We start from the raw sequence: 18,278 nt of genomic DNA on the forward strand, positions 1-18,278 counted from the left end.
CTGCCCTAAGGGCGTCGAAAACCTCCTCGTCATGAACCTCCTCGTCATCCCGGGGCCGCGCGGCGGAACCCGGGCGCCGTACCCGCTGAAGGACGTGAAAGGAGCGGCGACCGTGCCGCCCCGTCCGGCATCTTCGGCGGTCGTGGACCCGGGTTCTCGGCGTCGCAGCCCCGGATCGACGGAGAGGGCGTCAATACCGCCGCGTGGGAGAAGTCGTTTCCGGGAAGCCTCCGGCTCCCCGGCCGGTCACTTGGGCAGCGCGTAGATGTTCACTTCCAGCGTCTCGTCGGACGGGCTCGCGAGCGGGGTCAGGTACTCCTCGACGAAGGCGTCCTGGACGATGATGCCCTTGGCGTCGAGATAGGCCGTCACCGTCTCGTAGGTCTGGTCGATGCCCTCGTAGGGCCCCTTGTGGGTGAAGCGCAGGGCCTTGCCGCTCGGCGTCGTGCCGAAGCGCAGGCCGTCCGGGAGGCCGGCGGGAGGCGGGTTCGGCACCGATTCCACCGGCACCATCACCTCGTACTGGAAGCCGTCGTCGTCGGTCCGGGTGAAGACGGAGAGCGGCTTGCCGGTCGCCTTGATGCCGGCCTGGGCAAGCGCCGCCTCGACCTTGGCGATCGCGTCCTTGAGGCTCGGCACCGCCTGGTCCCATTTCGCGGTCCCGGACAGGATCGCGGCGGGCTTGGCCGGCAGCGTCACCTCGTCGACGTCCGACGGGTCGCCCGGATTGGCGACGAGCGGCGGGCGCCCGGCGGTCGGCGGCACCGGGGTCGCGGGCGGCAGCGCCTTCTCGGGCGCCGGCGGGGTCGGGGCCTGGTTGGTGCCGGTCCCCGGTCCGGGCGCCGTGGTGGTCGGCAGCGGGGTCGATTGCGCCGGCGAGGGCGTGCCGGCCGGGGGCGCGGCCGGCGAGGGCGCCGGGGCCGGGGCTGGCTGCTGGGCCAGAACCGGCGTTCCGCAGGCCAGGGCGGCCGCGAGGCCGATCGCGATCGTCGGGAGGCGGGTCTTCATCACGGGCGAGCGCTCCGGGCGGCTTCAGCGTGGGCCGGCATCGCCGGACGTGTCGAATGCGTCAAGCGCAAAGCCGTTGCAGGCTCATCGCGGATGCGTGAGCGCGGGGGGCCGCCCGGCGCCGCGCGGCTCGCCTGCGGGCCGGTTCTGGTCCATACACCGCCAGATCCCCCCTCGAGCGGTCCCAGCCCGGAGAGCCCCGTGTCCCCTCTCGCCCATCGCCGCTTCCTCAAGATGAACGGCCTCGGCAACGAGATCGTGGTGCTGGACCTGCGCGGCAGCGACGTGCGGGTGCAGCCGGAGGAGGCCCGCGCCATCGCGGCCGATCCGGCGTCGCGATTCGACCAGATGATGGTGCTGCACGATCCGGTCACCCCGGGTACCGACGCCTACGTGCGGATCTACAACACCGACGGCTCCGAGGCCGGGGCCTGCGGCAACGGCACCCGCTGCGTCGCCTGGGCGATGCTGGACGATCCCGTCATGGCGCGCCCGGCCGCGAACGACCGCCTGATCCTCGAGACCCGCCCCGGCCTGCTCGAGGTGGTGCGCGTCTCCCCCGTCGACTTCACCGTCGACATGGGGGCGCCGCGCCTGCGGTGGGACGAGATCCCGCTCGCCGAGCCGTTCCCCGACACCCGCCGCATCGAGCTGCAGATCGGGCCGATCGACGATCCGGTGCTGCACTCGCCGGGCGCGGTCAGCATGGGCAACCCGCACGCGGTGTTCTTCGTCGAGCGCGATCCCGACAGCTACGACCTCGCCCGGATCGGCCCGCTGCTCGAATCGCACCCGATCTTCCCCGACCGGGCCAACATCTCGCTGGCGCAGGTGATCGACCGCGGCCGCATCCGCCTGCGGGTCTGGGAACGCGGCGCCGGCCTGACGCGGGCCTGCGGCACCGCCGCCTGCGCCGCCCTCGTCGCCGCCGCGCGCCTGCGCCTCGCCGACCGCGAGGCCACCGTGACCCTGCCGGGCGGCGCCTTGCGCATCGCCTGGGGCGAGGACGACCACGTCCGGATGACCGGCCCGACCGAGCTGGAGCACGAGGGCACCTTCGCGCCCGCGCTGTTCGCCGGGGCCGCCTGATGGGCGTGGAGGTCCTGAGCTTCGGCTGCCGCCTCAACGCCGCCGAATCGGAGACGATGCGCCGGCACGCGGAGGCGGCGGGCCGGACCGACCTCGTCCTCGTCAATACCTGCGCGGTCACGCTCGAGGCCGGGCGGCAGGCGCGCAAGGCGATCCGGGCCGCCGCGCGGGCGAATCCGGCGGCGCGGGTGGTGGTGACGGGCTGCGGCGCGCAGGTCGAGACCGCGGCCTACGCCGCCATGCCGGAGGTGGCCAAGATCCTCGGCAACCGCCGCAAGCTCGACCCCGTCGCCTGGGCCGATCCGGCGCCGGAGCGGATCCGCCTCGACGACGTGATGGCGCCCCGGCCCGATCCGCTGCCGGACGCGGCCCCGATGCAGGCGCGCACCCGCGCCTTCCTGCCGGTGCAGAACGGCTGCGACCACCGCTGCACCTTCTGCGTCATCCCGTTCGGCCGCGGCAACTCGCGCTCGGTGCCCGCGGCCGGCGTCGTGGCGCAGGTCCGCGCCCTGGTGGAGGCCGGCACCCGCGAGGTGGTGCTGACCGGCGTCGACCTCACCGCCTACGGCCGCGACCTCGGCGATTCGACCCTCGGCGCCCTGGTGCGGGCGATCCTGCGGGCGGTGCCCGCCCTCGACCGGCTGCGCCTGTCCTCGATCGATTCGGTCGAGGCCGATCCGGAGCTGGTCGCCGCCTTCGCCGAGGAGGCGCGGCTGATGCCCCATCTCCACCTGTCGCTCCAGGCCGGCGACGACCTGATCCTCAAGCGCATGAAGCGCCGCCACGGCCGGGACGACGCGATCCGGTTCTGCGCCGAGATCCGGCGCCTGCGCCCCGACGCGGTGTTCGGCGCCGACCTGATCGCCGGCTTCCCGACCGAGACCGAGGCGCAGTTCGCCCGCTCCCTCGCCCTCGTCGAGGAATGCGGCCTCGCGCAGCTCCACGTCTTCCCCTACTCGCCCCGCCCCGGCACGCCGGCCGCCCGGATGCCGCAGGTTGCCGCGGGCGAGATCCGCGCGCGCGCCGCCCGCCTGCGCGAGGCCGGCGCCGCCGCCTTCGCCCGCCGTCTCGACCGCGAGGTCGGCGAGACCCGCCGGGTGCTGGCCGAGCGCGGCGGCCTGGGCCGGACGGAGGGCTTCCTGCCGGTGCGGTTGCCGGAGGGGGTGGAGGCCGGCGCGCTCGTCGACCTGCGCATCGCAGGGCATGACGGGCGGGAGCTCCGGGCGGCCTGAGGATCAGCGCGCCGGCGGACCTTCGACCCGCGCCGTCACCTCCGGATCATTCCGGATCGTCGGCCATCCCGCACGCCCGCAACCCCTCCCGCATGTGCCCCGGCGCCGGCGCCTCGACGGCGATCGCCGGCTTCTTGGGGTAGAGCGGCAAGGTCAGCGCCCGGGCGTGGAGCTGCAGCCCCGGCCCGCCCTGGCGCGGGGCGGTGCCGTAGACGGTGTCGCCCAGGATCGGCCAGCCCATGGCGGCGCAATGCACCCGGAGCTGGTGGGTGCGCCCGGTCACCGGGGTGAGCGCCAGCCAGGTCCGCCCGGACGCGGGATCGCGCCCCATCACCCGCCAGCGCGTCAGCGAGGGGTCGCCCGCCGGATCGGTCTTCATCCACCAGCTGCGCGGATCGTCGGAGCGGCGCATCAGGGGCAGATCGATCTCGCCCGCCTCCTCCGCGGGGCCTCCCTCGACCAGCGCCCAGTAGGTCTTGCCGGCGCGCCCCTGCGCGAACAGCGCGTTCAGCCGGGCGAGCGCCTTGGCGTGGCGCCCGAGCGCCAGGCAGCCGGAGGTGTCGCGGTCGAGGCGGTGGGCGGCCTCCGGCCGGCGCGGCAGGCCGAAGCGCAGGGCATCGAGGTGCCGGGTCAGCGTCTCGCCGCCCTTCGGCCCGGGATGCACCGGCAATCCCGCCGGCTTGTCGATGACGAGCACCAGGGCATCGCGGTAGAGGAGCCGCGAGAGTATGTCGTCAACGATCATGGGCCTGTCGCAGTGGCGGCGGATGCGGGCGAAGTTCGGGGCAGGCCGCCCTAGATCGTCCGCAGGGTCGGGAGCAAGTGCGGATGAGTGAGACCAAACAGCCGGGCTGGTTCGGCCGACTGTTCGGCCGGAAGGCCGAGACGCCGACGGACACGCCTGCCGAGACGCCCGCGGATTCCCCCGTCGAGGCGCCCGCCGAGCCCGGCCACGACCCGGCCGGGACGATGCCGACGGAGCCGACCGGCACCCTGTCCGAGGGCGTTCCCGACTTCGCCACCGGCGCCGACGACGTCCTCCCCGCGCCCCCCACGGTGACCGAGGCCTCGCCCGAGACCGAGCCGGAGCACGACCTGCCCGACGAGCTTGCCGGCGCCGACCTCGAACCGGTCGAGGGCCTGCAGCCCGAGGGCGTGGTGCCGGCGGCGCCCGAGCCCGAACGTCTCGAACCCGAGCACCCCGAGCCGGAACCCGAGCCCGTCGCGGAGGCCGTCGCGGAGCCGGACGCCGAACTCCCGGCCGAATCCGCCCCGCTCGTGATCTACCAGCCCCCGGCGGAGCCCGAGGCGGCGGCCGAGAAGCGCGGCTGGTGGAGCCGGCTCACCGGCGGCCTCAAGCGCACCTCCTCGGCCCTGTCGGACCGGGTCACCGGGCTGTTCACCAAGCGCAAGCTCGACGCCGACACGCTGGAGGAGCTGGAGGACGCGCTGATCCAGGCCGATTTCGGCCTCGAGACCGCGACCCGGATCGCGGAAGCCGTCGGCAAGGGCCGCTACGAGAAGGGCATCGCCCCCGACGAGGTCCGGGCGATCCTGGCAACGGAAGTCGAGCACGCGCTCGCTCCGGTGGCGCAGCCGCTCGTCATCGACACGACCAAGAAACCGTTCGTGATCCTGATGATCGGCGTCAACGGCGCCGGCAAGACCACGACGATCGGCAAGCTCACGCAGAAATTCCGGGCGCAGGGGCACAGCGTGATGCTGGCCGCCGGCGACACGTTCCGGGCCGCGGCGATCGAGCAGCTGAAGGTCTGGGGCGAGCGCACCGGCGCGCCGGTGGTGGCGCGGGCGCAGGGGTCGGACGCCGCCGGCCTCGCCTTCGACGCGCTCCAGGCCGCCCGCGACGCCGGTACCGACATCCTGATGATCGACACCGCCGGCCGTCTCCAGAACAAGGCCGGACTGATGGCCGAGCTGGAGAAGGTGATCCGGGTGATCCGCAAGCTCGACGAGGAAGCACCCCACGCGGTGCTCCTCGTCCTCGACGCCACGGTGGGGCAGAACGCGCTGAGCCAGGTCGAGATCTTCCAGAAGGCCGCCGGGGTCACCGGCCTGGTGATGACCAAGCTCGACGGCACGGCGCGGGGCGGCATCCTGGTGGCGCTCGCCGCGAAGTTCGGGCTGCCGGTCCACTTCATCGGCGTCGGCGAGGGCGTCGACGACCTCGAGCCCTTCGCCGCGCGGGACTTCGCCCGGGCGATCGCCGGGCTGGACAAGGGCTGAGCGGGCGGGGGCGGCCGGGCGCCCTCTCACCCTCCGCAATAGGCCGCCATCCCCTCCGCCAGGGCGTCGAACGCCACCCGGCAGCGGCGCAGGGAGCGCAGGTCCTCGTGCATCGCCACGAAGGTCGGCAGCTCCCAGACGATCTCCGGCAGCACCCGGACGAGGTCCGGGTGACGGGCGGCGAGGGCCGTGTGGCAGGCGCCGAGGCCGAAACCGGCCCGCACCGCCGCGAGCTGCGCCAGCGTGCTGTCGCTGCGCCAGGCGAAGCCGGCCCCGGCGAGCGCGGGCGCGTCGCGCATCATCGCCCGCAGGAACGGCGTCTCGGCGTCGAAGCCGATCACGCTGTGGCGGGCGAGATCCGCCGGGGTCTCGGGCACGCCGCGCCCGTCGAGGTAGCGGCGGTGGCCGTAGAGGCCGAGGCGGATCGTGCCGACCCGGCGCGCCACCAGCGCGCCCTGCGTCGGCGGTGCCATGCGCACCGCGATGTCGGCGTCGCGCCGCAGCAGGTCCTGCATCCGGTCGGAGAGCACCACGTCGACGGCGAGGCCGGGATGGCGCGCGTGGAGGCCGGCCAGGATCGACGGCAGCACCTCGGCGCCGACCACCTCGGAGGCGGTGATCCGCACCCGCCCCGACAGCCCGCCCGCCTCCGCCGCCACCGCCCGGCGCAGGGCCTCGGCGGTCGCCGCGAGGGAGCGCGCATAGGGTGCCAGGGTCAGCGCGGCCTCGGTAGGGGCAAGGCCGGCGGGCGAACGGGTGAACAGGGCGACGCCGAGCGCCCGCTCCAGGGCGGCGATCTGCCGGCCGAGCGTCGGCTGGGTCAGGCCCAGCGCGCGCGCCGCGCCGGAGAGCGAACCCTCCTCCAGCACGGCGAGAGCAGCGCGGTAATGGTCCCAGCTCGGCTCGGTCATACGAAACCGTATAGCCGGTCGTCGCGCTTCGGCAATTTTCGCCCCACGGTTACCCTGGCACACCGGATCCCGGCAGCGAGACGGGAGCGCGCGATGACGACGAGGACGGCGCTGGTTCTGGGCGCGACGGGCGGGGTGGGCGGGGCGGTGGCGCAGCGCCTCCGTCAGGACGGCTGGACGGTGCGGGCCCTGCACCGCGATCCCGGCCGGGTCGCGCGGGCCGAGGACGGGCTCGTCTGGGTACGGGGCGATGCGATGGCGGCAGCCGACGTGGTGGCGGCCGCCGCGGGCGCCTCGCTCCTCGTCCACGCGGTCAACCCGCCGGGCTACCGCGACTGGGACCGGCTGGTTCTGCCGATGCTCGATGCCTCGATCGCGGCGGCGCAGGCGTCGGAGGCCCGCCTGCTCCTGCCCGGCAACGTCTACGTCTACGGCCGCGATGCCGGCCCGAACCCGGGCGCCGACGCGCCGCAGACGCCCCGGACCGCGAAGGGCCGCATCCGCATCGCCATGGAGGACCGGCTGCGCGAGTCCGGGGTGCGCAGCCTGGTCGTGCGGGCCGGCGACTTCTTCGGGCCGCGCACCACCGCCAATTCCTGGTTCTCCGCCGCCCTGGTGCGGCCGGGCCGGCCGGTCCGGACGGTGCTCGATCCCGGCATGCCGGGGGTCGGCCACCAATGGGCCTACCTGCCCGACGTCGCCGAGACGATGGTGCGGCTCGCCGCCCGCGAGGCCGGGCTGCCGCGTTTCGCCGCCTTCAACATGGACGGCCACTGGGACCCGGACGGACGGCAGATGATCGCCGCCATCGCCCGCGCGGTCGGCCGCAGGCCGCGGGTGCGGCGCTTCCCCTGGGCGCTCCTGCCGCTCGCCGCCCCGGTCTGGCCGCTCGCCCGGGAGATCCGCGAGATGCGCTATCTCTGGCGCGAGCCGCTGCGGATGCGCAACGACGAGCTCCTGGCGCTTCTGGGGGCCGAGCCGCACACAGCCCTCGACGAGGCGGTGCGGGCGACGCTGGCGGGGCTGGGATGCCTGGAGTCGAGATAGCCGCCGCGCATCCCTCGGGGCAGCCGGAGCGCCCCCGAACCGATTCGATGGCCGCGATCGTACGACGTCATGCCGTATCCACATGCGCGCATTGTCGGCGCGCCATCGCAAACCGCCCGGTCCTACGATCGTAATGATTTTATTTCTGCCTTTGTCAACAGTCATCGATGCTCTCTTCAAGGATAAACTACGAAATCAATCCGCATATCATCAATAAATCTCAGCGTAATAAAACGTTTGTGTTAGCGTTTGACGCCTCTTCCGAGCATGGGAGAATCTAAATAAGCTCGGCACGTGCAAGATTGGCAATCGTTGGATAAGTCATGGCGTTGTACATCGTGCGGTCGAAGAACGATCAGAGCCTCGGTCTCTCACTCGGGACACGCAGCATCGCCCGGCCAGCCCGGGAGAGCCAGATCAAGCAGATCAGCGACCTGCGGTCCAACGAGACGCCTCACCGGGAAGTGGCCGACGCCGTTCTCGACTACAACGGCACGCCGGTCTTCGGGGGCGCTGCACAGACCCCCGTCACCGGATTGCAGTTCGTCGAGATGCCGGAGGAGGACGGCGAACGCATGCGGCGCGAGCGCCCGGACCTTCTCGTGCTGCGCGATCAGCCGATCGGTCTGATCGAGCCGGCCCGACCGGTCGCGGCGATCGGTGCCGACGAGAAGCTCACCGCCAAGGATCGCTGGCACCTCACGATGGTCGGCCTTCCGATGCGGCGCAAGAAGACCGCCATGACCGGCGAGGGCGTGACCGTGGCGGTGCTGGACACCGGCATCGACGAGGATCACCGCGAAATCGAAGGGCGGATCAGCGCCGCCTACCAGTTCGACATCGCGACGCGGCAGACCCGGCAATTGCCGAAGTCGATCGACACCCATGGTCACGGAACGCATGTCGCCGGCCTGATCTGCGGCAAGAGCGTCGGCGTCGCGCCGGGCGCCCGCGTCATGAACGGCATCCTGATCCCGAACGGGCAGGGAACGCTGGCGAACTTCGTGATGGCGCTGGAATGGGCCGCGCTCCAGCCCGAGGTGCAGATCGTCAACATCTCCGCGGGGATCCGCGGGTGGGTCGACGGCATGCAATCCGTGCTCGGCGACCTGCTGCTCGTCGGCGTGCTGCCGGTCGTCGCGATCGGCAACGAGGGCCGCAACCAGACACGCAGCCCTGGCAATTACAGCCAGGTCGTCTCGGTCGGTGCCATCGACCGGAACCGGCGGGTGAGCGCCTTCAGCAGCGGCGGCACGATGGTGACGTCCGACCGACAGCAATACGCCGTGCCGGACGTCGTGGCGCCGGGCGAAGGCGTGTTTTCCTGCGTCATGGGCGGCGGGTACGAGGCGTGGAACGGCACGTCGATGGCGACGCCGATCGTCTCGGGTCTCGCCGCCCTGCTGATCGAGCGCTACCCCAACCTGACCGTCGCGGACCTCCAGGAGGAACTGATCCTGAGCTGCGACACCCTCGGCCTGCCGTCGGACCGGCAGGGCAACGGCCTCGTCCAGGCCAGGCACCAGGCCCGGTAGGCGCATGCGCGTCTATACGATCAGGAACCTCCTCACGGTCCCGGACCATCCCGACATCGCGGCACCGGCGTCCGGCCCGGTGAGCAGCCGGGCGGACAACATCCAGCGGCTGCGGGATCACCGCTGGCGCTGCGTGCTGAAGTGGATCGAGGTCGACATCGCGTCCGGCGCGATCGAGGTCGCGAACATGGCGGCGCATCTCCTGCGCCTGCACCCGGACCGCTGCGCGCAGGTGGAACGGGTGCTGAACGTCGTTCTCGATGAATATATCGCCGGCGAGCTTCCGGCGGCCCCGCCCGCGCCGCCGCGGCCGAACGCAGGGCCGGAGGGCCCGGCCAAGCCGAGGAACGGGCTCTGGCACCTGCGGGCGGTCGGACTTCCGGCCCGCGGCAGGCCCCGTGCCGGGCAAGAACGCAGGCAAGAACGCGGGCAAGGGGTCACCGTCGCGGTGATTGGGACGGGCATCGACGGCCGCCATCCCGAACTCGAGGGTCGGGTCGTCCAGGCACTCGCCTTCGACGAACTCGGGCGTCGCACGCAAGCCGACCCGAGCGGTCCGAACGACCCGCACGGCGACGGAACCTATGTCGCCAGCCTCATCGCCGGCCACACGGTCGGCGTGGCCCCCGCCGCCCGGCTGATCGGCCTCCAGGCGCTGAACGCGCACGGCTCGGGAACGGATACGCCGATCCTGTCAGCCCTGGACTGGCTCGCCGGGGCCTCGCGCGATGGCGGGCCGCCCGCCAGGATCGCGGTCCTGTGCTTCGGAACCCCGGGCACGGGGACCGAGCCGCGGCCGGTCCACCAGATGGTGATGCTGTCCCTGCTGGAGCGCGGCATTCTCCCGATTGTCCCCATCGGCAACGAGGGGCCCGATCGGACCACCTCGCCGGGCAATTGCTACGGTGTCACGTCGGTGGGCGCCGTGACCAGGCGGCAGCGGGTGGCGGAGTTCAGCGGGGACGGTGAACTCGGCTTCGCCGGGATCTGGTACACCGTACCGTCGCTCGTCGCCCCCGGAGACGGGGTCTACGGCGCCTTGGCCGATACCCGGAGCCTTCATCCGCTGTCCGGCACCATGCCTGCGGCAGCCGTGGTCGCGGGCATCGCCGCACTGATCCTGGGACAGCGGCCCGAACTGGACGTCTGGCAACTCCAGGACGAACTCCGCTCACGATGCCGTATCCTGCCGCAGGAGGCTGGCCGACGGCAGGGCGACGGACTAGTTCAGGCCCGAGGCGGGACCATGCGATGAAGCTCGATCCGACCAGCCGGGACAAGGCGAGCGGCGATCTCCAGGCCCTCCTGGAGACCACGGACGCCGATGCCCGCGTCCGCGTGGTGCTGATCCTCGGCGGGGCCGGTGCCACCGTGGCCGCCTCGTCGGCCGCCATGCACCGGAGCGATCTGCACCGGAGCGATTACGGCTCGAGCACCGACTATCGACGCGCCCTGATCGACAGGCGCCGGACCGAGGTGCGCGACCTCACCGCCGACACCGTCAGGGACCTCGAGAAGCTGTCGCTGCAGGTGACCGGCGGCGAGATCGGGCGCGCGGTGGTGGCGGAGGGGCCCGCCGGGCAGATCGCCCGCGCGCTCGCGCTCGACGGCGTCAGCAGCGCGATTCTGGACGCGCCAATCGGGCTCGATTGAGCCTGGCCGGGACGGCGCGGCTGGACGACGACACCTCCGGTCGCGCGGAACCGCCGCGGGCGCTCGACCCCGCGGCCGGAGCGCGCCGCGCCTCCTCGCCGTGAAGTCCACCTCGCCCTTCCCGCCGCTCCCGGGCAGAATGACGCCGACAGGGAGGGCAAGGCCGGGATGGGATCGCTCAGGGTACGGTTCGGGCTCTTGGTCGGCAGCGCGGCCGCCCTCGTGGTGCTGGCGGCGATCGGCCTCTACGCGGCGCTGCACGCGGCCGAGCGGACCCTCGATGCGACGCTCGACGCGCAGGTGCGCCTGGAACTGATCGCCGAGCTGTCCGGACGGCTGACCGAGTTCGGCCTTGCCGCCGTCGAGGCGGTCAGCGACAAGCCGGGCCGGCCCGAGCGGCTGGCCAATGCCCGCAACGAGGTCGACCGGGCGCTCAACGCCGTCGACGAGGGCCTGAGCCGCGCCGTGGCGGGCGCCGGCGGCGTCCTCGACCGCACCCAGTACACCGCGCGCGCCCGGCCGCTGGCCCGCCTGCGGGCGGCACGGGCCATGCTCGACCGGCAGGTGGCGCAGATCCAGCGCGAGCCCGATCCCGCCCGGCGCGCCGACGCGATCCGGGGGGCCCTCAACGCCTTCGGGGCGGTGACGGGCCAGCCCCTCACCTTCCTGGTCGAGGCCGAGCGGCGCGCCGTCGAGGCCTCCTCGACCGAGGTGCGGACCCTGGCGGCGCGGATGCGCGGCGTCGCGGTGGCGGCGGCCGTGGTGATCGTGCTGCTCCTCCTGCTGCTGCACCAGAGCCTGACCCGGCCGATCCTGCGGCGGATCGAGGCGATCCGGGCCGGGGCCGCGGCGATCGGCCGGGGCGAGCTCGACACCCGCCTGGCCGTGGCGAGCCACGACGAGCTCGGCCTGCTCGTCGCGAGCTTCAACCGGATGGCGGCGCGGCTGAAGCGGCGCGAGGCCCGGGTCGCCGCCGACCGGGCCGCCCTGGAGGAGATCGTCGCCCGCGCCACCGCCGATCTGCGCGGCGCCAATGCGCGGCTGGAGGAGATCGACCGGTCGCGCCGGCGTTTCTTCGCCGATGTCAGCCACGAGCTGCGCACGCCGCTCACCGTGATCCTCGGCGAATGCGACCTCGCCGCCCGCGCGCCCGACACGCCGGAGCGGTTCCGGCCGGTAATCGCCACCATCCGCAAGCGGGCCCTGCGGCTGCACCGCCGGGTCGGCGACATGCTGCGGGTCGCCCGCTCGGAATCCGGCCAGATCGCGCTCGAGCGCCGCCCGGTCGGCCTCGCCGCCATCCTGGCCGAGGCGGTGGAGAGCTGCGACCCGGAAGCCCGCCGCCGCCGCATCGCCCTCGAGCTGGAGCCGAGCGCCGCCGACGCCGAGGTGCTGGCCGATGCCGAGTGGCTGCGCCAGATCGTCGAGGGGCTGATCGACAACGCGCTGCGCCACGCCGCCGGCGCGACGCGGGTGCGCGTCGGCTTCGCGCCGAGGGCCGGCGGCGCCGCCGTCACGGTGACCGACGACGGCCCCGGCTTCCCGGCGGAGGCCGAGGCGCTGTTCGAGCGCTTCCGGCGCGGCGAAGGCGCCGGCCCGGCCCCGGCGGGCTTCGGCATCGGGCTCGCTCTGGCGCGCTGGGTCGTCGAGCGCCATGATGGGGTGATCCGCCTGGAATCGGGCGGCCCGGGAGACGGCGCGTCCGGCGCCCGGGTCGTCATCGAGCTGCCGGGCGAGGACATGAGGGAGGATGCGGCATGAGCCGGCGACCGGAGGAGCGCGCATGACCAGCGTGCTCATCGTCGAGGATGACGGCGACATCCGCGCCATGCTGGCCCGGGGTCTCTCCGCCGAGGGGTTCGCCGTCGACGTCGCGGGCGGGGTCGACGAGGCCCTGTCGGCCGCCCGCGAGCGGGTGCCGGAGGCGGTGCTCCTCGACAACATGCTGCCCGACGGCTCGGGCCACGACGTCTGCCGCTCCCTGCGCGAGGGCGGCTATCCCGGCGCGATCCTGTTCCTGAGCGCCAAGGACGAGGTCGGCGACCGGGTCGACGGCCTGGCGGTCGGGGCCGACGACTACATCGTCAAGCCGTTCGTGTTCGACGAGCTGCTCGCGCGCCTGCGCACCCACCTGCAGCGCCGGCGCGCCTCGGGCGAGGCCCGCACCCTGGTCGGCGCCGGGCGCCTCTCCCTCGACCTCGCCACGCGGCAGGTCCGGTTCGGCGAGATCACCGCCCGCCTGACCCAGCGCGAGGCCGAGCTCCTGGCGATCCTGATGGAGCAGGCCGGCCGGCCGGTCACCCGGGGCGACATCTTCGACCGGCTGTGGGCGAGCCAGGGCGGCCTCTCCCTCAACGTGGTCGACGTCTATGTCGGGTACCTGCGCACGAAGCTCGCCGATATCGGCCGGGCCGGCGGCCCGAGCCTCGTCACGGTGCGCGGCCGCGGCTTCCTGCTCGACCTGCACGAGGCCGGATTCCGCCAGTGACCAAATTATTTTGGGCACGATCGATCTGGCCTAACTCCGTGCGGATCCTGCACAATAAGACCGATCTGAGAAAAGGCGTGCCGCTCCGTCCCGGACTTCCGGCAAAATAGCGCTTGCGCTGCGGGCCCTGATTGCCGATATATCCCGTGTGACAGAAACCACTGTCATTCCAACGTCTTAAGAACCTCTTAGAGGTTCTGGCCGCCCAGGAGAAACGCCATGAAGTGGTCGATGCCCGTCGTCGCCGAGGTCTGTGTCGGCATGGAAGTCACCTCCTACGAGTCCGCCGAGATCGATCCCTTCAACTAAGGGCTCGCCGGTTCTGCGCCGTCCGGCGATCGCCGCCGGATGGCGCTCGGCATGGACATCACCAGCAATCCGGCCGGTACGAGCCGCGATGTCCGCGCGCCAATCTACCGAAATCCGCCGAAGTCCGAGGAGGAACGCCATGAAGTGGTCGATGCCCGTCGTCGCCGAGATCTGCGTCGGCATGGAAGTCACGTCCTACGAGTCCGCCGAGATCGATCCGTTCAACTGACGGGATCGCAGCCGGACCATGCAGGCCATCGTTCTGGGTTCCGGCGCCGGCGGCGGCGTGCCGCAATGGAACTGCCGCTGCCCGATCTGTGCCCTGGCGCGGGCGGGCGACCGCCGGGTCCTGCCCCGCACGCAATCGAGCCTGGCCGTCTCCGCCGACGGTGACGCCTGGCTCCTGGTGAACGCCTCGCCGGATATCCGCCAGCAGCTCTTCGAGACGCCGGCCCTCCACCCGCGCGAAGGCCTGCGCCACTCGCCGATCCGGGCGGTGCTGCTCACCAACGGCGACGTCGACCACGTCGCGGGCCTCCTCACCCTGCGCGAGGGCCAGCCCTTCCGCCTGCACGCGACGCGCGGCATCCTCGAGTCGATCGGTGCCAACCGCGTCTTCGACGTGATGGCGCCGGGCGTGGTGGAGCGGACCGAGATCGCCCTGAATGAACCTTTCTCCCCGGGGCCGGGCCTGACCGTCACCCTGTTCCCCGTGCCCGGCAAGGTGCCGCTCTGGCTCGAGGACGGCACGCCGGAGATCGGTGCCGAGACCGAGAGCACGGTCGGCGCGATGATCGAGGCCGGGGACAGGCGCCTTGCCTACGTGCCGGGCTGTGCCCGGGTCACCGAGGGCCTGAAGGACCGGATCGCCGGGGTCGACGCACTCCTGTTCGACGGGACGGTGCTGGCCGACGACGACATGATCCGTGCAGGCGTCGGCACCAAGACCGGCTGGCGCATGGGCCACGTGCCGATGACCGGCGAGGGCGGCTCGGTGGCGGCGCTCGCCGGGGTGCCGATCGGGCGGCGGGTCTTCGTCCACATCAACAACACCAACCCGGTGCTGGTCGAGGGCTCGGACGAGCGTCGCGGCATCGAGGCGGCGGGGTGGACCGTGGCGCAGGACGGGCTGACGCTGAGCCTGTAGGGGGTTCCGGCCTCGACGAGGATGAAAACGGCTGCATCTGATCGATCCGATCGCGCTCCGCCGACAGGCACTTTGGTCGCCCTTGACCGCTCCCTGAGGCCGATCAATCTCCCGCCCACGGGACCCGCGTGACGACCAGGAAGCCGGATACGCCGAAGATCCCGACGCGAAGATCCCGACGCCAGGACCGCCGACACCATGAACGCCGTTTCCCGCGCCCCGCACGCCCCACCCGCCGACCGCCTGCTCTCCCCGGCCGAGCTCGAGGCGGCCCTGCGCGACATCGGGGCGCGGCGCTACCACAACCTGCACCCGTTCCATCGCCTGCTGCACGACGGCAAGCTCGACAAGGATCAGGTCCGGGCCTGGGCGCTCAACCGCTACTATTACCAGGCGATGATCCCGGTGAAGGACGCCACCCTGCTGGCGCGGCTGCCGGACGCCGCCCTGCGCCGGATCTGGCGCCAGCGCATCGTCGACCACGACGGCGACCACGAGGGCGACGGCGGCATCGAGCGCTGGCTGAAGCTCGCCGAGGGCGTCGGCTTCGACCGCGACTACGTGCTCTCGACGCAAGGCATCCTCGCGGCGACGCGGTTCTCCGTCGAGGCCTACGTGCATTTCGTCGGCGAGCGCTCGCTGCTCGAAGCCATCGCCTCCTCGCTGACCGAGATGTTCTCGCCGACCATCATCTCCGAGCGCGTCGCCGGGATGCTGAAGAACTACGACTTCATCACCCGCGAGACCCTGGCCTATTTCGACAAGCGCCTGACCCAGGCGCCCCGGGACGCGGATTTCGCGCTCGACTACGTCGTGCGCCACGCCGTCACGCCGGAGCAGCAGGCCCAGGCCCTCGACGCGCTGCGCTTCAAGTGCAGCGTGCTGTGGACCCAGCTCGACGCGCTCTACGCCGCCTACGTGGCGCCCGGAATGATCCCGCCGGATGCCTGGCGTCCCGGCGAAGGATTGCGCGCAGGAGCCGGCGCATGAGCCTGACCGCCGACAGCGTGCCGCGCCTGCCCCGCGGCGTGCGGCTGCGCCACGACACGGTGCGCAATGCCCACGTACTGTTGGCGCCCGAGCGCACCTTCGACCTCGACCAGAACGCCGTCGCGGTCCTGAGCCTGGTCGACGGCAGCCGCAGCATCCGGGCCATCGCCGAGACGCTGGCGCAGCAATACGCGGTCGACCTGGGCGTCATCGAGCCGGACGTCATCGCCATGCTGGACGGCCTGCTGCTCAAGCGCGTGCTCGAGACCGTGCCGGCGGCGTGAAGTCCCGGGAGAGTCAGTCATGAACGCCGTCACGCCCGCCCTGCCGGCCCCGATCGGGCTCCTCGCCGAGCTGACCCATCGCTGCCCCCTGCGCTGCCCCTACTGCTCGAACCCGCTCGAGCTCGACCGGCGCTCGGCCGAGCTCGACACGGCGACCTGGCAGCGGGTGCTGACCGAGGCGGCGGGTCTCGGGGTGCTCCACGTCCACCTGTCGGGCGGCGAGCCGACGGCGCGGCAGGACATCGTCGCGATCACCCGCACCTGCGCCGAGCTCGGCCTCTACTCGAACCTGATCACCTCCGGGGTGGCGGGCGCGCTCGACAAGCTCGACGCGCTCTCCGACGCCGGGCTCGACCACGTGCAGCTCTCGGTCCAGGCGGTCGAGGCGGCCAATGCCGAGCGCATCGGCGGCCTCAGGAACGCGCAGCCGCAGAAATTCGCCTTCGCCGAGCGGGTGACGGCGCTCGGCCTGCCGCTGACCCTGAACGCCGTGATCCACCGCGGCAACATCGCCGAGGTGCCGGCGCTGATCGACCTCGCCCTCCGCCTCGGCGCCAAACGCCTGGAGGTCGCCCACACGCAGTATTACGGCTGGGCCTACGTCAACCGCGCCGCGCTGATGCCGGCGAAGGCCGACGTCGACCGCTCGATCCGCACCGTCGAGGAGGCGCGCGAGCGGCTCAAGGGCCAGCTGGTCATCGACCTCGTCGTGCCGGACTACTACGCCAAGTACCCCAAGGCCTGCGCCGGCGGCTGGGGCCGGCGGCTGATGAACGTCACGCCGACCGGCAAGGTGCTGCCCTGCCACGCCGCCGAGACGATCCCGGGCCTCGAGTTCTGGCACGTCCAGGACCGCTCGCTCGGCGAGATCTGGGCGGAGTCGCCGGCCTTCCGGGCCTATCGCGGCACCGACTGGATGCAGGAGCCCTGCCGCTCCTGCGACCGGCGCGAGAAGGATTGGGGCGGGTGCCGCTGCCAGGCCCTGGCGCTGGCGGGCGACGCCGCCGCCACCGACCCGGCCTGCTCGCTCTCGCCCCTGCACGGCAAGGTCCAGGCCCTGGCGATCGCCGAATCGGCGCTGGAGACCGCGCCGGATTACCAGTACCGCACCATCGGCGGCGCGCCCCGCGCCGCCATGCCCGAGGGAGCGCCCGTGTGAGACGCCTCGTCCTGGTTGCCGCCGTGTCCGCTTCCCTGGCCGCCCCGACGGCGCCGGCCAGGGCGCAGGCCGGGCCGCCGCAGGGAACGCCCGCGCAGGGCATTGCGGCGCCGGGAACCCCGGCGCCGGGAACGCCTGCGCAAGAAACACCCGCCCGGGCCACGCCGTCGCCGGGGGCATCCTCGCAGGGCTCCACCCCGCAAGGCTCCATCCCGCAGGAGGCGCCCTCCGCCACCGCGCTCCTGTTCGAGACCAACCAGCTCGCCAACGTCCCGGCGGGGCAGGCCCTGAGCTACCGCTACACCCGCTTCAGCGGCATCGAGGGCGCGCCGTTCGGGCCGCCGGTCGAGGACCGCATCCGCGAGGAGGTGGCGCCGGGCTCCGGCCCGGAGAACCGTAACCTCAAGGTCGAGATGTTCTCCGGCGAGCGCCGGATGCCGACCGCGACCTACGAGGACATGCCCGGCAACCCAGTGCTGGTGCGGTTCCTCGAGCACCATCTCGACGACCTCGCCAAGGTGCTCAAGGGCAACCCGCGCTACATCAAGAACGGCATCCGCCGCGCCCTGCGCGAGAGCGCCAGCGTGACCCCGACCGAGGTCGAGGTCGACGGCAGGACGGTCCCGGGCTGGCGCGTGGTCGCGCGGCCCTTCGTCGGCGACCCGGTCCGCGACCGGCTGCGCGGCTTCGACAGCCTGACCTACACCTTCGTGGTTTCGCCCAAGGTACCCGGCCAGATCGTCTCGATCGACGTCAAGGCGACGAACCCCGAGGGCGGAACCCTGCTGCAGGAAACCCTGACCTATGAACCGAATGCTGGTTAAGGCGGCGGTGATCGCGGGCCTCGGGCTCGCCGCCGGCCTCACCGCCGCGCGGGCCGACGACAACGACTATCCGACCGAGGCGCGGGCCGATTACGTGTTCGGCTGCATGGCGGCGAACGGCCAGACCCGCGAGGCGCTGACGAAATGCGCCTGCTCGATCGACGCCATCGCGGCGATCCTGCCCTACGACCGGTACGTCCAGGCCTCGACCATCCTCGGCATGCGCCAGGGCATCGGCCAGCGCGCCAACGAGTTCCGCTCGACCAAGATGTTCGACGACAAGATCGCCGAGCTGCGCCGGGCCCAGGCCGAGGCGGAGATCCGCTGCTACCGCCCGACCGCCAACTGAGCCCGGGCG

General features: G+C 72.6%; 18 protein-coding genes and 1 pseudogene. 16 read left to right on the forward strand and 3 right to left on the reverse strand.

The window, feature by feature from the left end; all coding sequences use genetic code 11:
* Positions 1-246 precede the first annotated feature (246 nt).
* On the reverse strand, positions 247-1,008 hold the full coding sequence (locus tag A5481_RS02925) for a GyrI-like domain-containing protein (protein ID WP_048437012.1): 762 nt from the start codon (positions 1,006-1,008) through the stop codon (positions 247-249).
* Positions 1,009-1,209: 201 nt separating this feature from the next.
* Here A5481_RS02925 and dapF point away from each other — a divergent pair, with 201 nt between their 5' ends.
* A complete protein-coding gene (dapF, locus tag A5481_RS02930; RefSeq protein ID WP_048437013.1) occupies positions 1,210-2,097 on the forward strand; it encodes a diaminopimelate epimerase in 888 nt (295 codons plus the stop codon).
* The gene (mtaB, locus tag A5481_RS02935) at positions 2,097-3,329 is read left to right on the forward strand and encodes a tRNA (N(6)-L-threonylcarbamoyladenosine(37)-C(2))-methylthiotransferase MtaB (protein ID WP_048437014.1); all 1,233 of its coding nucleotides are present in this window, start codon (positions 2,097-2,099) and stop codon (positions 3,327-3,329) included. Before dapF ends, mtaB begins: the two co-directional genes overlap by 1 nt.
* A gap of 46 nt (positions 3,330-3,375) precedes the next feature.
* Here the strand turns inward: mtaB and A5481_RS02940 are convergent, their stop codons facing one another.
* Positions 3,376-4,074: an RluA family pseudouridine synthase gene (locus A5481_RS02940; RefSeq protein WP_048437015.1), complete on the reverse strand. Its 699-nt coding sequence runs from the start codon at positions 4,072-4,074 to the stop codon at positions 3,376-3,378.
* Positions 4,075-4,157: 83 nt separating this feature from the next.
* Between A5481_RS02940 and ftsY the strand changes: the two genes are divergently transcribed.
* Positions 4,158-5,573 carry a signal recognition particle-docking protein FtsY gene (ftsY, locus tag A5481_RS02945; RefSeq protein ID WP_048437016.1) on the forward strand — a complete coding sequence of 472 codons (1,416 nt, stop codon included), beginning with the start codon at positions 4,158-4,160 and terminating at the stop codon, positions 5,571-5,573.
* A 26-nt stretch (positions 5,574-5,599) separates the two neighbouring features.
* On the opposite strand, the gene A5481_RS02950 is transcribed toward ftsY, so the two are convergent.
* Positions 5,600-6,484 carry a LysR family transcriptional regulator gene (locus A5481_RS02950; RefSeq protein ID WP_064503768.1) on the reverse strand — a complete coding sequence of 295 codons (885 nt, stop codon included), beginning with the start codon at positions 6,482-6,484 and terminating at the stop codon, positions 5,600-5,602.
* A gap of 93 nt (positions 6,485-6,577) precedes the next feature.
* Here A5481_RS02950 and A5481_RS02955 point away from each other — a divergent pair, with 93 nt between their 5' ends.
* The 13 genes and pseudogenes from A5481_RS02955 (at position 6,578) to A5481_RS03020 (ending at position 18,269) form a co-directional block, all read left to right on the forward strand.
* The gene (locus A5481_RS02955; RefSeq protein WP_048436493.1) at positions 6,578-7,531 is read left to right on the forward strand and encodes an NAD(P)H-binding protein; all 954 of its coding nucleotides are present in this window, start codon (positions 6,578-6,580) and stop codon (positions 7,529-7,531) included.
* 323 nt (positions 7,532-7,854) lie between these two features.
* Positions 7,855-9,066 (forward strand): S8 family peptidase, encoded by a 1,212-nt coding sequence (locus tag A5481_RS02960; RefSeq protein ID WP_053082554.1) that lies wholly within the window; start codon positions 7,855-7,857, stop codon positions 9,064-9,066.
* Between the two features lie 4 nt (positions 9,067-9,070).
* Positions 9,071-10,321 (forward strand): S8 family peptidase, encoded by a 1,251-nt coding sequence (locus A5481_RS02965; RefSeq protein WP_048436492.1) that lies wholly within the window; start codon positions 9,071-9,073, stop codon positions 10,319-10,321.
* Entirely contained in the window at positions 10,318-10,719 is a 402-nt protein-coding gene (locus A5481_RS02970) for a hypothetical protein (RefSeq protein WP_048436491.1), read from the forward strand. Before A5481_RS02965 ends, A5481_RS02970 begins: the two co-directional genes overlap by 4 nt.
* Before the next feature lie 168 nt (positions 10,720-10,887).
* Positions 10,888-12,480: a sensor histidine kinase gene (locus tag A5481_RS02975; protein WP_048436490.1), complete on the forward strand. Its 1,593-nt coding sequence runs from the start codon at positions 10,888-10,890 to the stop codon at positions 12,478-12,480.
* A gap of 22 nt (positions 12,481-12,502) precedes the next feature.
* Entirely contained in the window at positions 12,503-13,207 is a 705-nt protein-coding gene (locus tag A5481_RS02980; RefSeq protein ID WP_048436489.1) for a response regulator transcription factor, read from the forward strand.
* 219 nt (positions 13,208-13,426) lie between these two features.
* Complete coding sequence (pqqA, locus tag A5481_RS02985) at positions 13,427-13,516, forward strand: pyrroloquinoline quinone precursor peptide PqqA (protein WP_048426854.1); 90 nt, start codon at positions 13,427-13,429, stop codon at positions 13,514-13,516.
* Positions 13,517-13,655: 139 nt separating this feature from the next.
* Positions 13,656-13,745, forward strand: a complete 90-nt coding sequence (gene pqqA, locus A5481_RS02990) for a pyrroloquinoline quinone precursor peptide PqqA (RefSeq protein WP_048436488.1) — start codon at positions 13,656-13,658, stop codon at positions 13,743-13,745.
* An 18-nt stretch (positions 13,746-13,763) separates the two neighbouring features.
* Positions 13,764-14,663, forward strand: coding sequence for a pyrroloquinoline quinone biosynthesis protein PqqB (pqqB, locus tag A5481_RS02995; RefSeq protein ID WP_048436487.1), 900 nt, complete (start codon positions 13,764-13,766; stop codon positions 14,661-14,663).
* Positions 14,664-14,861: 198 nt separating this feature from the next.
* Positions 14,862-15,937 (forward strand): annotated as a pseudogene (gene pqqC, locus A5481_RS03000) (pyrroloquinoline-quinone synthase PqqC).
* 19 nt (positions 15,938-15,956) lie between these two features.
* Positions 15,957-17,096, forward strand: coding sequence for a pyrroloquinoline quinone biosynthesis protein PqqE (gene pqqE / locus A5481_RS03010; protein ID WP_048436484.1), 1,140 nt, complete (start codon positions 15,957-15,959; stop codon positions 17,094-17,096).
* Entirely contained in the window at positions 17,093-17,920 is an 828-nt protein-coding gene (locus A5481_RS34540) for a hypothetical protein (RefSeq protein ID WP_197514129.1), read from the forward strand. The genes pqqE and A5481_RS34540 overlap by 4 nt, the downstream gene beginning before the upstream one ends.
* Positions 17,901-18,269, forward strand: coding sequence for a hypothetical protein (locus A5481_RS03020; protein WP_048436483.1), 369 nt, complete (start codon positions 17,901-17,903; stop codon positions 18,267-18,269). Before A5481_RS34540 ends, A5481_RS03020 begins: the two co-directional genes overlap by 20 nt.
* The last annotated feature ends 9 nt before the right edge of the window (positions 18,270-18,278 follow it).

This window comes from Methylobacterium platani, from assembly GCF_001653715.1.
Classification (GTDB): Bacteria; Pseudomonadota; Alphaproteobacteria; order Rhizobiales; family Beijerinckiaceae; genus Methylobacterium; species Methylobacterium platani.

What these genes read in the sequence shown, in the direction of transcription:
- A5481_RS02925 (WP_048437012.1), bottom strand. Translation starts at nt 1,008, where the DNA reads ATGAAGACCCGCCTCCCGACGATCGCGATCGGCCTCGCGGCCGCCCTG.
- mtaB (WP_048437014.1), top strand. Translation starts at nt 2,097, where the DNA reads ATGGGCGTGGAGGTCCTGAGCTTCGGCTGCCGCCTCAACGCCGCCGAA.
- A5481_RS02940 (WP_048437015.1), bottom strand. Translation starts at nt 4,074, where the DNA reads ATGATCGTTGACGACATACTCTCGCGGCTCCTCTACCGCGATGCCCTG.
- ftsY (WP_048437016.1), top strand. Translation starts at nt 4,158, where the DNA reads ATGAGTGAGACCAAACAGCCGGGCTGGTTCGGCCGACTGTTCGGCCGG.
- A5481_RS02950 (WP_064503768.1), bottom strand. Translation starts at nt 6,484, where the DNA reads ATGACCGAGCCGAGCTGGGACCATTACCGCGCTGCTCTCGCCGTGCTG.
- A5481_RS02955 (WP_048436493.1), top strand. Translation starts at nt 6,578, where the DNA reads ATGACGACGAGGACGGCGCTGGTTCTGGGCGCGACGGGCGGGGTGGGC.
- A5481_RS02960 (WP_053082554.1), top strand. Translation starts at nt 7,855, where the DNA reads ATGGCGTTGTACATCGTGCGGTCGAAGAACGATCAGAGCCTCGGTCTC.
- A5481_RS02965 (WP_048436492.1), top strand. Translation starts at nt 9,071, where the DNA reads ATGCGCGTCTATACGATCAGGAACCTCCTCACGGTCCCGGACCATCCC.
- A5481_RS02970 (WP_048436491.1), top strand. Translation starts at nt 10,318, where the DNA reads ATGAAGCTCGATCCGACCAGCCGGGACAAGGCGAGCGGCGATCTCCAG.
- A5481_RS02975 (WP_048436490.1), top strand. Translation starts at nt 10,888, where the DNA reads ATGGGATCGCTCAGGGTACGGTTCGGGCTCTTGGTCGGCAGCGCGGCC.
- A5481_RS02980 (WP_048436489.1), top strand. Translation starts at nt 12,503, where the DNA reads ATGACCAGCGTGCTCATCGTCGAGGATGACGGCGACATCCGCGCCATG.
- pqqA (WP_048426854.1), top strand. Translation starts at nt 13,427, where the DNA reads ATGAAGTGGTCGATGCCCGTCGTCGCCGAGGTCTGTGTCGGCATGGAA.
- pqqA (WP_048436488.1), top strand. Translation starts at nt 13,656, where the DNA reads ATGAAGTGGTCGATGCCCGTCGTCGCCGAGATCTGCGTCGGCATGGAA.
- pqqB (WP_048436487.1), top strand. Translation starts at nt 13,764, where the DNA reads ATGCAGGCCATCGTTCTGGGTTCCGGCGCCGGCGGCGGCGTGCCGCAA.
- pqqE (WP_048436484.1), top strand. Translation starts at nt 15,957, where the DNA reads ATGAACGCCGTCACGCCCGCCCTGCCGGCCCCGATCGGGCTCCTCGCC.
- A5481_RS03020 (WP_048436483.1), top strand. Translation starts at nt 17,901, where the DNA reads ATGAACCGAATGCTGGTTAAGGCGGCGGTGATCGCGGGCCTCGGGCTC.